The organism is Methylothermus subterraneus (genome assembly GCF_054656915.1).
The window spans coordinates 1-15,148 of sequence record NZ_BAAHXK010000017.1; the positions used below are offsets into that span (position 1 = coordinate 1).

Below are 15,148 nucleotides of genomic sequence, written 5' to 3' on the forward strand. Positions count from 1 at the left end.
TTGCTGTTTCTTCGGCGTTGCGCCAGCGCAGTGGCGCCTTGGTTGAGGTAAAACTACAGGTCAGTAGCTCAATTGGTAGAGCAGCGGTCTCCAAAACCGCAGGTTGGGGGTTCGAGTCCCTCCTGGCCTGCCATTTTTTTTCAGTTATCCGTTCTCGCCTAGCAAACAGGTAAGCGATTCATGACAGCGCAAGCGCATTCTCAAGAGCCGTCGTTTTCTGTGCTTGATTCTATTAAGTTGATCCTAGCAGCTGCGTTGCTGGTGGCAGGGCTAATCGGGTTTTACTTTTATGCCGAGTATTCCCTGCTTTATCGCACCTTGAGTGTGCTTGGAATTGCCTTAGTATCTGCCGGTTTGTTCTTTACTACTCAACTCGGGCGAGGTTTCTTAGCGTTTTTCCAAGAAGCGCGGGCCGAAGTTCGCAAAGTCGTATGGTCAACCCGCCAAGAAACCATTCATACCACCTTGATCGTGGTGGTCATGGTATTTGTGGTAGGCATGGTTTTGTGGCTCTTGGATTCTTTGTTCCTATGGTTGATCCGCCTGCTTACTGGTCAGGGGAGTTGAGAATAAATGGCTATGCGCTGGTATGTGGTTCATACCTATTCTAACTACGAACACCAGGTGAAGCGTTCCTTAGAGGAGCGAATCAAGCAGGCCGGATTAGAGAAGTTTTTTGGCAAAATTTTGGTGCCTACCGAGGAAGTCATAGAGATGCGGATGGGTCAGCGGCGTAAAACTGACCGTAAGTTCTTCCCCGGTTATGTGCTGGTGCAGATGGAAATGAACGAGCAAACCTGGCATTTAGTGCGCAGCATCCCGCATGTGCTGGGTTTTGTCGGAGGAACAGCGGAAAAGCCGGCGCCGATCTCTGACCAAGAGGCCGAGGCGATTTTGGCGCGGGTCGAGGAAGGCTTGAGCAAGCCTAAGCCCAAGGTGCTGTTTGAAGCCGGGGAGGTGGTCAGAATCGTTGAAGGGCCGTTCAAGGATTTCAACGGGGTAGTCGAGGAAGTGGACTACGACAAGAACAAGCTGCGGGTGTCGGTGCTGATTTTCGGGCGCTCGACGCCGGTGGAGTTTGATTTCAGTCAGGTAGAAAAAGCCTGAAGTCAAAGGGGAGCCTGAGGGCGTTAATACCCAATTTAGGAGAATCGATATGGCGAAGAAAGTCAAAGCTTACGTCAGACTGCAAGTGAAAGCTGGGGAGGCCAATCCCAGTCCCCCGGTGGGGCCGGCTTTAGGCCAACACGGGGTGAACATCATGGAATTCTGCAAAGCGTTCAATGCCCAGACCCAAAGCATGGAAAAAGGCATGCCTTTGCCGGTCATTATCACGGTTTACACGGACCGCAGCTTCACCTTCGTTATCAAAACCCCACCGGCCTCCTTTTTGTTGTTGAAGGCGGCAGGCGCAAGTCAAGGCAGTTCCACGCCGAATAAGAACAAAATCGGCAAAGTTACCCGGGCGCAGCTGGAAGAGATTGCCAGAATCAAGCAGCCTGATCTGACAGCAGCCAGCCTGGACGCTGCCGTGCGTACGATTGCAGGCACGGCACGCAGCATGGGTATCGAAGTGGAGGGATTATAATGGCGCGCTTGTCCAAGAGGATGCAATTGATCCGCTCCAAAGTGGATCCAACCAAAGCTTATGGCGTGGATGAGGCTTTGCGGCTTCTCAAAGAGCTGTCCTCAGTCAAGTTTATCGAGTCGGTAGATGTGAGCGTCAACTTGGGTGTGGACCCGCGTAAATCCGATCAGGTGGTGCGTGGATCGACCGTGTTGCCCCACGGCATTGGTAAGTCAGTGAGGGTGGCGGTATTTGCCCAAGGGGAAGCGGCTTCCGCAGCGAAAGAAGCCGGTGCGGACGTAGTTGGCATGGAAGACTTGGCGGAAGCGATTAAACAAGGCCATATCGATTTCGATGTAGTCATCGCCACGCCAGATGCGATGCGTGTCGTCGGTCAGTTGGGTCCCATCTTGGGACCGCGCGGGTTGATGCCAAACCCTAAAGTAGGTACGGTGACTACCGATGTGGCGGCTGCGGTTAGGAATGCCAAGGCTGGACAGGTGCGCTATCGCACCGACAAGGCGGGAATTATTCATTGCACCATCGGCAAGGTGAACTTCGACGTTCAGTCTTTGCGCGAGAATCTGGAGGCCTTGCTGGCAGACCTGAAAAAAGCCAAGCCGGCTTCGAGCAAAGGCGTGTACATGAAAAAAATTACCTTATCGACCACGATGGGGCCAGGACTGACTATAGATCAATCTACCCTAAATGGGTGATGAGCTTTGGATTGCCGGAAGTTGCCGGTAATCGTCAAAGACCGCAGGCGCGCGAAAGCGCTTAAAACCAAAAGCCTGCGCAGACGGTGAACCGGTCTTGATCAAGACGGGGAGCCGCAACCTAAAGCATCCGGATGAGGATGCAAACATGGATTCTCCGGCCTCTGCTGGAGAAATAACGAAGGAGGTAACACGTGGCGCTAAAACTGGAACAAAAACGGGCCGTGGTAGCTGAGATCTCGGAGGTTGCCGCCAAAGCCTATTCTGCGATCGCTGCAGAATATCGAGGTTTGACGGTTCCCGAGATGACTGAGCTGCGCAAACGCGCCCGGGAGTCCCAAGTGTACCTTCGCGTGGTAAAAAATACCTTGGCGCGGCGTGCGTTGGCAGGGACGGACTATGCCTGCATGAGCGAAGGCTTAGTCGGTCCTTTGTTGCTCGCGTTCTCTTTGGAGGAACCGGGTTCGGCTGCCCGTGTGATCAAAGAATTTGCTAAAGAGCACGAACAGCTGAAACCCAAGCTGGTCGCCTTTGGAGGCAAGCTGTACAGTCCACAGGAGCTCGAGCGTCTGGCCAGCCTGCCCACCAAAGATCAGGCTATCGGTATGTTGATGGCCGTGATGAAGGCGCCGGTGGAAAAACTGGTGCGCACGCTGGCCGAGCCCCACGCGAAATTGGTACGCACGCTGGCTGCAGTGCGTGATCAAAAGCAGGCGGCGTAATTTGTCTTGGGTTTTAACCAACCGTTGATAATTTTGGAGTAAACGATGGCTTTGTCGAAAGAAGAGATTTTAGATGCAATTGCTAACATGACGGTGATGGAAGTAGTGGATTTGATATCCGCCATGGAAGAAAAGTTTGGCGTGTCTGCCGCCGCCCCCGTGATCGCGGCGCCAGCGGCGGCTGCGGGCGCGGCTGCTCCGGCAGCGGAGGAGAAAACGGAGTTCGATGTTATTTTGACCAACGCCGGCGCGAATAAGGTAAACGTGATTAAGGCGGTTCGAGAGATCACTTCCCTTGGCCTTAAAGAAGCTAAAGCGTTGGTGGAAGGCACCCCCGCTCCGGTCAAGGAAGGAGTCAGCAAGGCTGAGGCCGAGCAAATCAAGAAGCGCTTGGAAGAGGCAGGGGCTTCTGTCGAAATCAAATAGCGCTTATTTGGTTTTTGCGCTTAAAGGATGGCTGGCAGTTTCGACTGCCGGCCTTTCCTTATTTGACTGTTCAGAGGGTGAGACCTATGGCTTGACGTCAAAATAAGCTAAGGTTCACTGACTTATTTCTTCTAACATAGCGGGCGGATTTTTAAAAATCCACCAAGCTGTCAACTTGCAGGACCTTAAGGAACCGTTATGGCTTATTCCTTCACTGAGAGAAAGCGCATTCGCAAAAGCTTTGCAAAACGTCCAGAAGTTCTCGACGTCCCTTATTTGTTGAGCATTCAAGTCGATTCTTATAGGAATTTCCTTCAGGCCGATAAAGCTCCCCACGAGCGCCAAGATATAGGGTTGCATGCTGCGTTCAAATCAGTGTTCCCGATCGAAAGCCATAATGGTTATGCGGTTTTAGAATACGTGAGTTACCGCTTAGGAGAGCCAACATTCGATGTCAAAGAATGTCAGCTTAGAGGGGCGACCTATGCAGCGCCGCTTAGGGTAAAGGTGCGTTTGGTTTTGTACGATAAGGAGGCACCGGCGTCTGCGAAAGTCGTCAAGGACATCAAAGAGCAGGAAGTCTATATGGGCGAACTGCCTTTGATGACCGAGAACGGTACCTTCGTGATCAACGGTACCGAACGCGTGGTCGTGTCGCAACTTCATCGTTCGCCTGGGGTATTCTTTGATCACGACCGGGGTAAAACCCACTCTTCCGGCAAGCTGTTGTTCAACGCTCGGATTATTCCTTACCGAGGGTCCTGGCTCGATTTTGAATTCGATCACAAAGACATCGTCTACGTCCGCATCGATCGGCGGCGCAAACTCCCAGCCACGATTTTGCTGCGCGCGCTCGGTTACGATAACGAGCAGATGATTCGGATGTTTTTTGAAACCGACACTTTTCACCTGAGCCAGGATGAAATCGTTTTAGACCTCATTCCGGAGCGCTTGCGCGGTGAAATTGCTCCTTTTGAGATCCAGCTAGACGATGGCACCGTGATTGTGGAAGAAGGGCGGCGGATTACGCCCAAACATATCCAGCAAATGAAGAGGGCAGGCCTTAAGCGCCTGGTGGTGCCTAAGGAGTATCTGTATGGGAAAATCCTCGCCCATAACGTGGTGGATGAGAGCACCGGTGAGCTGATTGCTCCAGTCAACGCCGAAATTACCCAGGACGTGCTCGATCGCTTGCTCAAGGCAGGTTGCACCAAGATCGAGACCTTGTTCGTCAACGAGTTGGATCGCGGACCTTATATTTCCAACACGCTAAAGGTCGATCACACTACGACTCAGTTCGAGGCCTTGGTCGAGATTTACCGAATGATGCGACCGGGCGAACCCCCGACGCGGGAGGCGGCAGAAAGCTTGTTTCATGGCCTGTTCTTTTCTGAGGATCGCTATGATCTCTCCGATGTGGGGCGGATGAAGCTCAATCTGCGCTTGGGCCGCAGGGACGAACATGGGCCCCGGGTGTTGACTAAAGAAGACGTCATCGATGTGCTCAAAGAGCTGATTAACATCCGCAACGGCAAGGGGCAAGTAGACGACATCGATCATTTGGGCAACCGCCGGGTGCGCAGCGTAGGCGAAATGGTGGAAAATCAGTTCCGAGTCGGGCTAGTGCGCGTCGAACGGGCGGTTAAGGAGCGTTTGACCCTAGCCGGCAACGAAGGCTTGACGCCGCAAGAAGTGATCAACGCCAAGCCGGTGGTGGCGGCGATCAAGGAGTTCTTCGGCTCCAGCCAGTTGTCGCAGTTCATGGATCAGAACAATCCTTTGTCGGAAGTGACCCACAAGCGCCGCGTGTCGGCGCTGGGGCCGGGTGGGCTGTCGCGGGAGCGCGCCGGGTTCGAGGTGCGCGACGTGCATCCTACCCACTATGGCCGCCTATGCCCGATCGAGACCCCAGAGGGTCCGAATATTGGTTTGATCAATTCGCTCGCGGTTTATGCAAGAACCAACCATTACGGTTTCTTGGAAACCCCTTATCGTAAGGTAGAAAACGGCCGGGTGACGGACGAGATTCATTATCTCTCGGCCATCGAAGAAGGCAACTACATCATTGCCCAGGCAGGCGCTCGAGTCGATGCGGAGGGGCGCTTGCTGGACGAAATGGTCTCCTGTCGCTATAAGAACGAATTTACCTTGGCTTCGCCGGAGATGATCCAATACATGGACGTGTCGAGCAAGCAGATCGTGTCGGTGGCGGCTTCCTTGATCCCGTTCCTTGAGCACGACGATGCCAACCGGGCGCTGATGGGGTCCAATATGCAGCGGCAAGCCGTGCCGATGCTGCGCGCTGAGAAACCCTTGGTAGGCACGGGAATGGAACGTATCGTCGCGCGCGATTCGGGAACCACGGTGGTTGCTCGGCGCGGCGGCGAAGTCGTTTCTGTGGACGCCTCCAGGATCGTAGTGCGGGTCAACGACGAGGAGACCGAAGCGGGGGAGCCCGGGGTTGATATCTATAATCTGATCAAGTACACGCGTTCCAATCAGAATACCTGTATCAACCAGAAACCCTTGGTTAAAGTTGGGGATCGGATCGCGCGGGGCGATATTCTGGCCGATGGCTCATCCACCGATTTGGGGGAATTGGCCTTGGGTCAAAACCTCTTGGTCGCTTTCATGCCCTGGCATGGGTACAACTTTGAGGACTCGATCCTGATTTCCGAGCGCGTAGTCCAAGAAGACCGTTACACCACCATCCACATCGAAGAGAAAACCTGTGTTGCCCGCGATACCAAACTGGGTCCGGAGGAGATCACCGCCGACATTCCCAATGTGAGTGAGGCGGCTTTAGCGAAACTGGATGAATCTGGAATCGTCTACATCGGCGCCGAGGTCAAGGAAGGCGATATTCTGGTGGGCAAGGTAACGCCCAAGGGCGAGACGCAATTGACGCCGGAAGAAAAGCTATTGCGCGCGATCTTTGGGGAGAAAGCCTCGGATGTAAAAGACACCTCCCTGCGGGTACCCTCCGGCATGGCCGGGACGGTGATCGATGTGCAGGTGTTTACCCGCGACGGGGTGAAAAAAGACGCGCGCGCCAAAGCCATCGAAGAAGCCCAGCTTGAGAGAGTGCGCAAGGATCTGGAAGATCAACTCAAGATCCTCGAACAGGAAACCTATCAGCGGGTACGGCATTGGCTGTTGGATAAAGTCGCCGAGTCCGGTCCCGGCGGCCTCAAAGCGGGCGACTTGATCACCGAGTCGTATTTAGACCGCTTGAGCCCGGACCAATGGCTCACCATTCGCCTCCAAGACGAGGATATCAATGTTCAGCTGGAAGCTATTGCAGAGCAGTTGGCGCAACAGCGCAAAGACATGGAGCGTCGTTTCGAAGAGAAAAAAGCCAAAATCACCATGGGGGACGATTTGCCGCCCGGCGTGCTGAAAATGGTCAAGGTGTACTTGGCGGTCAAGCGCCGGATTCAGCCAGGCGACAAGATGGCTGGCCGCCACGGCAACAAGGGAGTGATTTCGCAAATCGTGCCGGTAGAGGACATGCCTTATCTGGAAGATGGGACGCCGGTGGATATCGTGTTGAACCCCTTAGGGGTGCCGTCGCGGATGAACGTCGGCCAAGTGCTCGAGACGCATTTGGGCTGGGCGGCTAAAGGTCTAGGAATAAAGATCGGCAAACTGCTGGAAGCCAAAGCCAAAGTTCAGGAAATCCGTGAATTCCTGGACAAGGTATACAACTCCAACGGACGTAAGGAAAATCTCGCCGCGCTCAGCGACGAGGAGATTTTAGAACTGGCTCAGAACCTCAAAGGCGGGGTGCCGATGGCGACCCCTGTGTTTGACGGGGCGACCGAAGAGGAAATCAAAGCGATGCTGAGGCTGGCGGAGCTGCCGGAAAGCGGCCAGACCGTCCTCTACGACGGGAGGACCGGCGAGCCTTTTGATCGTCCGGTGACGGTAGGTTACATGTATATGATGAAACTCAACCACCTCGTGGACGACAAGATGCATGCGCGTTCTACCGGACCTTACAGCTTGGTGACACAGCAACCCTTAGGAGGTAAGGCGCAATTTGGCGGCCAGCGCTTCGGCGAGATGGAGGTCTGGGCGCTGGAAGCGTACGGGGCGGCCTATACCTTGCAAGAGATGCTCACGGTCAAATCCGACGATGTGAATGGCCGTACCAAGATGTACAAAAACATCGTGGACGGCGATTACCGGATGGAAGCCGGCATGCCTGAGTCGTTCAAGGTCTTGGTCAAAGAGATCCGTGCTCTGGCGATCAATATCGAGCTGGAGCAGGATTGAATTTAAGAGGTCGAGTCTCAATCCAAGCAGGAGTTGAAGCTTTGAAAGATCTCATCAAGTTTTGGAAACGGCAAAGTCAAATCGAAGAGTTTGATGCCATCCGCATCGGGCTGGCCTCTCCGGATATGATCCGGGCGTGGTCCTACGGCGAAGTCAAAAAGCCGGAGACCATCAATTATCGAACCTTCAAGCCGGAGCGCGATGGCCTGTTCTGCGCCAAGATTTTCGGCCCCATTAACGATTACGAATGCTTGTGCGGCAAGTACAAGCGTCTTAAGCACCGGGGGGTGATCTGTGAGAAATGCGGCGTCGAGGTGACTTTGTCCAAGGTTCGCCGCGAGCGGATGGGTCACATCGAATTGGCGAGTCCGGTGGCCCACATCTGGTTTTTGAAGTCGTTGCCGTCGCGGATCGCCTTAATGCTCGATATGACCTTGCGCGAAGTCGAGCGGGTTTTGTATTTCGAGTCCTTTGTGGTCATCGATCCAGGGATGACCCCGCTAGAGCGCGGCCAGCTCCTTACCGACGAAGAGTATTTGGAGGCCGTCGAGAAGTACGGCGACGAGTTCGAGGCCAAAATGGGGGCTGAGGCGATCCAGGAATTGCTCAAGTCCATGGATTTGAAAGCCGAGGCCGCCAAGTTGCGCCAAGAAATCGAGGCCTCTACCTCGGAAACCAAGGTGCGCAAGCTGTCGAAGCGCCTGAAACTGATCGAGGCGTTTTTGAACTCCAACAACCGGCCGGAATGGATGATTCTCACCGTGCTGCCGGTGCTGCCGCCGGATCTTAGGCCTTTGGTGCCTTTAGACGGCGGGCGATTTGCCACTTCCGATCTCAACGATTTGTATCGGCGGGTGATCAATCGCAACAATCGCCTTCGCCGGCTGCTGGAACTCAACGCGCCGGACATCATCGTGCGCAACGAGCGCCGCATGTTGCAAGAAGCGGTGGACGCGTTGCTGGATAACGGCCGCCGGGGCCGGGCGATTACCGGCACTAACAAACGCCCGCTCAAGTCCTTGGCGGACATGATCAAAGGCAAACAAGGCCGATTCCGCCAAAACCTTCTGGGTAAGCGGGTGGACTATTCCGGCCGTTCAGTAATCGTGGTTGGTCCGACCTTGAAGTTGCACCAGTGCGGTTTGCCGAAAAAGATGGCGCTCGAGCTGTTTAAGCCGTTTATTTTTGGCAAGCTGCAGGCCCGGGGGATCGCTACCACGATCAAAGCCGCCAAACGCATGGTTGAACGGGAGGAGCCGGAGGTTTGGGACGTTTTGGACGAAGTGATCCGCGAGCATCCGGTGCTGCTAAACCGCGCGCCGACTCTGCATCGCTTAGGGATCCAAGCGTTCGAGCCGGTGCTCATCGAAGGCAAGGCGATCCAGCTCCATCCTTTGGTCTGTACCGCATTCAACGCCGACTTCGATGGCGACCAGATGGCGGTGCACGTGCCCTTGTCGTTAGAGGCGCAGATCGAAGCGCGGGCGTTGATGATGTCCTCCAACAATATTCTGTCGCCGGCGAATGGTGAGCCCATTATCCATCCGACGCAGGACATCGTATTGGGTCTCTACTACATGAGCCGCGAACGGATAGGCGCGCGCGGCGAAGGCATGGTGTTTGCCGATGTGGACGAGGTCAAGCGGGCTTTGGACCACAAGGCGGTCGACCTCCACGCTCGGATCAAGCTGCGCATCCTCGAAAAAGTCCTGGAGGAAAACGGCCAATTTACGGAACGGCGGCGAATCGTAGAGACGACGGCCGGCCGCGCCTTGATCTGGGACATCGTGCCTGAGGGATTGCCGTTCGACTTGGTCAACCAGGATATGACCAAAAAGGCGATCTCTAACTTGATCAACGTCTGCTACCGCAACCTGGGGCTAAAAACCACCGTCGTGTTCGCCGACCAGCTCATGTATTTGGGTTTTTCTTACGCTACTCGTGCCGGGGTCTCGTTCGGTATCGAGGACATGGTGGTTCCGGCGGAGAAAGAACAGATCATCGCCGCTGCCGAGCAGGAGGTCATGGAGATTCAGCGCCAGTATGAGCAGGGACTGGTGACCGACGGCGAGCGCTACAACAAAGTCGTGGATATCTGGTCGCACGCCAACGAGCAGGTAGCCAAAGCGATGATGAAGGCGCTGGGCGAAGAGGAAGTCGTTTTGCCTTCAGGCGAAAAGGTCAAGCAGAAGTCGTTCAACTCGATCTTCATGATGGCCGATTCCGGCGCGCGCGGTTCGGCGGCTCAAATCCGCCAGTTGGCCGGGATGCGCGGGTTGATGGCCAAGCCGGACGGCTCCATCATCGAGACGCCGATTACCGCGAACTTCCGCGAAGGCCTGAACGTGCTGCAGTATTTCATCTCGACCCATGGAGCACGCAAAGGACTGGCGGACACGGCGCTCAAAACCGCCAACTCGGGGTATCTGACTCGCCGCCTGGTGGACGTGGGCCAAGATTTGGTGGTGGTCGAGCACGATTGCGGCACCACCAAAGGGATCACCATGACCCCAATTATCGAAGGCGGGGACGTGGTGGAGCCTTTGTCCGAGCGGGTGCTTGGCAGGGTGGTGGCAAAGGACGTGGTGGATCCGAACACCCAGGAGGTTGTAGTTCCGGCGGGGACGCTGCTGGACGAGCGCTATGTGAAGGTATTGGAAAAGCACGGTATCGAGCAGGTTTTGGTGCGCTCGGTGATTACCTGCGAGACCCGCTACGGGGTGTGCGCGAAGTGCTATGGCCGCGACCTAGGCCGTGGGCATTTGGTCAGCGTGGGTGAGGCCGTTGGGGTAATCGCCGCGCAGTCCATCGGCGAGCCGGGGACCCAGTTGACCATGCGGACTTTCCATATTGGGGGGGCGGCGTCGCGTTCGGCAGCGATTTCCAGCATCGAGGTCAAATCCTCCGGCACGATCCGCCTAAGCAACCTCAAAACGGTCCGCAACAAGGAAGGTAAGCTAGTGGCTGTTTCGCGTTCGGGCGAGGTGAGCGTCATCGACGAGTACGGGCGCGAGCGCGAACGCTATAAAATCCCGTATGGAGCCGTGCTTAGCGTGGAAGATGGCTCTCAGGTCAAGATGGGTGAGACGATCGCCAATTGGGATCCCCATACCCATCCAGTGATCACCGAAGTCAGTGGAATCGCGAGGCTGGAGAACTTCATCGAGGGCCTGACGGTACGCGAGCAGTCGGACGAAGTCACCGGTTTGAGCTCTACGGTGGTCATCGATCCCAAGCTGCGCCCTGCCTCAGGGCGCGACTTGCGGCCGTTGATCAAATTGGTCGATGAGGCTGGAAACGAGGTGTATATCCCCGGTACGGCCATCCCCGCGCAATATTTCTTGCCTGGAGGCGCGATCGTCAGCATTCGCGATGGGGATCGGGTAGAAGTAGGGGATATTCTCGCCCGGATTCCGCAGGAGTCGACCAAAACCCGCGATATTACTGGAGGTTTGCCGCGGGTAGCGGATCTGTTTGAGGCGCGCAAGACCAAGGATCCGGCGATCCTCGCCGAAGTGAGCGGAACGGTCAGCTTCGGTAAGGAAACCAAAGGCAAACGCCGCTTGATCATTACCGACGATGAAGGCAATCCGCACGAGATCTTGATCCCGAAATGGCGCCATATCACCGTTTTTGAAGGCGAGCGCGTGGAGCAGGGTGAAACCATCGCCGAAGGTGAGTTGACGCCTCATGATATTCTGCGGTTGCGCGGAGTCGAGGAGCTGGCGGCGTACCTAGTCAAGGAAATCCAAGACGTTTATCGCCTCCAGGGGGTAAAAATCAACGACAAGCACATCGAAGTCATCATCCGTCAGATGTTGCGTAAAGTAGAGATCACCGATCCGGGGGATACCCAATACCTGGTGGGCGAAGAGGTCGAACGCTCGAGGATCCTAGAAGAAAATGAGGCCCTCGAGCGGGAAGGGAAGCGTCCGGCGATTTTCCAGCCCGTGCTCTTGGGGATCACCAAAGCCTCGTTGGCGACCGAATCCTTTATCTCCGCCGCTTCTTTCCAAGAAACCACGCGGGTTCTCACGGAGGCGGCGGTGCGGGGCTTGCGCGACGATCTCCATGGCTTGAAGGAAAACGTGATTGTAGGGCGTTTGATTCCCGCCGGTACCGGCTTGGCTTACCATCGCGAGCGCAAGCGTAAGCGTGCTTTGGCGCAAGCTCCACAGGAGCGTAAAGTCAAAGCCATCGATACCGAGCAGGTAGAGGAAGCATTGAAAAAAGCGCTTAACCCCTGAAACCTGGAAAGAGTCGCCTGGGTTTTATTGACAGCCGGCTTTTTCCTATCTAGAATACCCAGCTTTCAGCTAGAAAGCTGGGTAACGTTCTAAGTTTTTGATTTTCTAGAGTAAAGCAAGGACGCTGCCGTTCTTCGCGTTTTTGCTACAAAGCTTGGAGGAAGGATTTAAGGTATGCCCACGATTAACCAACTGGTTAGAAAGCCCCGGGTAAGCAAAAAGGAAAAGAGCAACGTGCCGGCGCTGGATAGTTGTCCGCAAAAGCGCGGGGTTTGTACGCGGGTATATACCACCACGCCTAAAAAGCCCAACTCCGCACTAAGAAAGGTAGCCCGCGTGCGGTTGACCAACGGCGCGGAAGTTACGACCTATATAGGCGGTGAAGGGCATAATCTGCAAGAGCACTCGGTGGTGTTAATCCGCGGCGGCCGAGTTAAGGATTTGCCTGGAGTCCGCTATCACGTGGTGCGCGGTGCGCTCGATTGCGCAGGAGTAAATAACCGCAAGCAGGGCCGGTCCAAATACGGGGCCAAGAAACCTAAGAGTTAATCTCCGACAGTAAACAGCGATGAGAAGAAGACGAGCAGAAAAGCGGCAGATTTTGCCCGATCCCCGGTTTGGCAGTGAGACCGTAGCCAAATTCATCAACATGGTGATGGTCAATGGTAAGAAGTCCTTGGCCGAGCGTATCGTGTACGGCGCTTTAGATATAGTTCAAAGCAAAGGCCACGAGGATTTATTGGGAGTGCTCGGGAAGGCGTTGGAAAACGTCCAGCCCCTTGTGGAAGTTAAGTCTCGTCGAGTGGGCGGGGCGACTTACCAGGTTCCGGTTGAGGTTCGGCCGGATCGGCGTCGTTCCCTGGCGATGCGCTGGTTGATCGAAGCGGCGCGTAAGCGCAGCGAGAAGACTATGCCCCAGCGCTTGGCAGGCGAATTGTTAGACGCCATGGAAAACCGCGGTGCAGCAGTCAAAAAGCGCGAAGATACGCACAGGATGGCGGAAGCCAATAAGGCTTTCTCGCATTATCGCTGGTAACTTCAGAAACGTTTAGGATTTAAAGCTGTGGCACGCACGACTCCAATCGAAAGATACCGCAATATCGGCATCATGGCGCATATCGATGCCGGCAAGACGACCACGACCGAACGCATCCTGTTTTATACCGGGGTGTCGCACAAAATTGGCGAGGTGCATGACGGTGCAGCCGTGATGGACTGGATGGAACAGGAGCAGGAGCGCGGCATCACCATTACTTCCGCCTGCACGACCTGTTTCTGGAGGGGAATGGATCGCAACTTCCCGGAGCATCGCATCAATATCATCGACACACCCGGACACGTGGATTTCACTATTGAGGTAGAGCGCTCGTTGCGCGTGCTCGATGGGGCGTGCGCGGTCTTCTGCGCGGTGGGAGGGGTCGAGCCCCAGTCTGAGACCGTTTGGCGACAGGCGAACAAGTACCGAGTCCCGCGTTTGGCTTTTGTCAACAAGATGGACCGGCAAGGGGCGAATTTCCTGCGTGTAGTCAGTCAGATCCGCGATAGGCTCGGCGCTTATCCCGTGCCGATTCAGCTGCCCATTGGAGCAGAGGAGAGCTTTAAAGGGGTGGTCGACCTGGTCAAGATGAGGGCCATCTACTGGGACGAAGAAACGCTGGGAAATCGCTTTGAGGAACAAGATATTCCCGAAGATATGTTGGAGCAGTGCCAGGAATGGCGGGAGAAGATGGTTGAGGCGGCTGCGGAAGCCAACGAAGAGTTGATGGACAAATACCTAGAGACCGGGGAGCTTAGTACCGAAGAGATCAAGCGCGGTCTCAGGATACGGACCATTGCGGGCGAAATCGTGCCGGCGTTGTGCGGTTCGGCGTTCAAGAACAAAGGAGTGCAAGCGCTGTTAGACGCAGTGGTCGAATATCTGCCCTCGCCCGTCGATATTCCCTCAGTGAGAGGAGTGGATGACAAAGGCAATGAAGCCGAGCGCCACGCCAGCGACGACGAGCCGTTTGCGGCTTTGGCATTTAAGATCGCTACCGATCCGTTCGTAGGCACGCTGACTTTCTTGCGCGTTTATTCTGGGGTGCTCAGCTCGGGAGATACGGTATACAACCCGATCAAGCATAAGCGTGAACGGATTGGGCGTTTGGTCCAGCTGCACGCTAATCATCGGAACGAGATTAAAGAAGTGCGTGCCGGGGATATCGCCGCCGCCATTGGTCTCAAGGATGTAACCACGGGCGATACCCTGTGCGATCCGCAAGCGGTCATCACCTTGGAGAAGATGGAGTTCCCCGAGCCGGTGATTTCGGTGGCGGTCGAGCCTAAAACCAAGGCCGATCAAGAGAAGATGGGGGTAGCTTTGCAGAAGCTGGCGCAAGAAGACCCTTCCTTCCGCGTGCATACCGATCCTGAATCCGGCCAAACCATCATCTCTGGGATGGGGGAGCTGCACCTTGAGATCATCGTTGACCGCATGAGGCGGGAATTCAACGTTGAGGCCAATGTGGGTGCGCCTCAGGTGGCCTACCGCGAGACCCTCCGTAGGACCGTAGAACAAGAAGGCAAATTCGTGCGTCAGACTGGCGGCCGCGGTCAGTACGGCCACGTCTGGCTGCGTCTTGAACCTAAGGAGCGCGGTTCCGGCTACGAGTTCGTCAACGCCATCGTTGGGGGTGTAGTACCAAAGGAATATATTCCGGCGGTGGATAAGGGGATTCAGGAGGCCTTGGAAAGCGGCGTGTTGGCAGGTTACCCGGTGGTTGACGTTAAAGTAACTTTGTTTGATGGCTCCTACCATGAGGTCGACTCCAGCGAGATGGCCTTCAAGATCGCAGGCTCCATGGCTTTTAAAGAAGGCATGCGGAAGGCCGACCCGGTGTTGCTCGAGCCAATTATGAGGGTCGAAGTAGTGACCCCGGAAGAATATATGGGGGATGTGGTAGGCGACATCAACCGCCGCCGCGGTATGGTTCAAGGGATGGACGATTCCCCTTCGGGCAAAGTCATTCGTTGCGAGGTTCCGTTGGCAGAGATGTTCGGTTATGCCACGGACTTGCGTTCGCTGACTCAGGGACGGGCGACCTACACTATGCAGTTTGAAAAATACCAGGAAGCGCCGGCAAGTGTGGCCGAAGCGGTGATTAAAAAAGCTTCTAGCTAATTGCAGACGATTTGTTTTTAGATGAGGTGAAG

General features: G+C 55.3%; 11 protein-coding genes and 1 tRNA gene. All 12 read left to right on the top strand.

Annotated elements, in window-relative coordinates; genetic code table 11:
• Positions 1-57 precede the first annotated feature (57 nt).
• The 12 genes from ACYQ3M_RS11155 to fusA all read left to right on the top strand — a co-directional run bounded on the left by ACYQ3M_RS11155 (position 58) and on the right by fusA (position 15,116).
• Positions 58-133, top strand: a tRNA-Trp gene (locus ACYQ3M_RS11155).
• A 47-nt stretch (positions 134-180) separates the two neighbouring features.
• Positions 181-567: a preprotein translocase subunit SecE gene (gene secE / locus ACYQ3M_RS11160; RefSeq protein WP_460036161.1), complete on the top strand. Its 387-nt coding sequence runs from the start codon at positions 181-183 to the stop codon at positions 565-567.
• 6 nt (positions 568-573) lie between these two features.
• The gene (gene nusG / locus ACYQ3M_RS11165; RefSeq protein ID WP_460036162.1) at positions 574-1,107 is read left to right on the top strand and encodes a transcription termination/antitermination protein NusG; all 534 of its coding nucleotides are present in this window, start codon (positions 574-576) and stop codon (positions 1,105-1,107) included.
• Positions 1,108-1,156: 49 nt separating this feature from the next.
• On the top strand, positions 1,157-1,588 hold the full coding sequence (rplK, locus tag ACYQ3M_RS11170; RefSeq protein ID WP_460036163.1) for a 50S ribosomal protein L11: 432 nt from the start codon (positions 1,157-1,159) through the stop codon (positions 1,586-1,588).
• Entirely contained in the window at positions 1,588-2,283 is a 696-nt protein-coding gene (gene rplA, locus ACYQ3M_RS11175; protein WP_460036164.1) for a 50S ribosomal protein L1, read from the top strand. Before rplK ends, rplA begins: the two co-directional genes overlap by 1 nt.
• Before the next feature lie 194 nt (positions 2,284-2,477).
• Positions 2,478-3,005: a 50S ribosomal protein L10 gene (gene rplJ, locus ACYQ3M_RS11180; protein ID WP_460036165.1), complete on the top strand. Its 528-nt coding sequence runs from the start codon at positions 2,478-2,480 to the stop codon at positions 3,003-3,005.
• 45 nt (positions 3,006-3,050) lie between these two features.
• The gene (gene rplL, locus ACYQ3M_RS11185; RefSeq protein ID WP_460036166.1) at positions 3,051-3,431 is read left to right on the top strand and encodes a 50S ribosomal protein L7/L12; all 381 of its coding nucleotides are present in this window, start codon (positions 3,051-3,053) and stop codon (positions 3,429-3,431) included.
• Between the two features lie 198 nt (positions 3,432-3,629).
• Positions 3,630-7,709: a DNA-directed RNA polymerase subunit beta gene (gene rpoB / locus ACYQ3M_RS11190; RefSeq protein ID WP_460036167.1), complete on the top strand. Its 4,080-nt coding sequence runs from the start codon at positions 3,630-3,632 to the stop codon at positions 7,707-7,709.
• Between the two features lie 41 nt (positions 7,710-7,750).
• On the top strand, positions 7,751-11,956 hold the full coding sequence (gene rpoC / locus ACYQ3M_RS11195; RefSeq protein WP_487247448.1) for a DNA-directed RNA polymerase subunit beta': 4,206 nt from the start codon (positions 7,751-7,753) through the stop codon (positions 11,954-11,956).
• Positions 11,957-12,130: 174 nt separating this feature from the next.
• Positions 12,131-12,505: a 30S ribosomal protein S12 gene (gene rpsL / locus ACYQ3M_RS11200; RefSeq protein ID WP_460036168.1), complete on the top strand. Its 375-nt coding sequence runs from the start codon at positions 12,131-12,133 to the stop codon at positions 12,503-12,505.
• A 19-nt stretch (positions 12,506-12,524) separates the two neighbouring features.
• The gene (gene rpsG, locus ACYQ3M_RS11205) at positions 12,525-12,992 is read left to right on the top strand and encodes a 30S ribosomal protein S7 (protein WP_460036169.1); all 468 of its coding nucleotides are present in this window, start codon (positions 12,525-12,527) and stop codon (positions 12,990-12,992) included.
• Positions 12,993-13,019: 27 nt separating this feature from the next.
• Positions 13,020-15,116 (top strand): elongation factor G, encoded by a 2,097-nt coding sequence (gene fusA / locus ACYQ3M_RS11210; RefSeq protein WP_460036170.1) that lies wholly within the window; start codon positions 13,020-13,022, stop codon positions 15,114-15,116.
• Positions 15,117-15,148 lie beyond the last annotated feature (32 nt).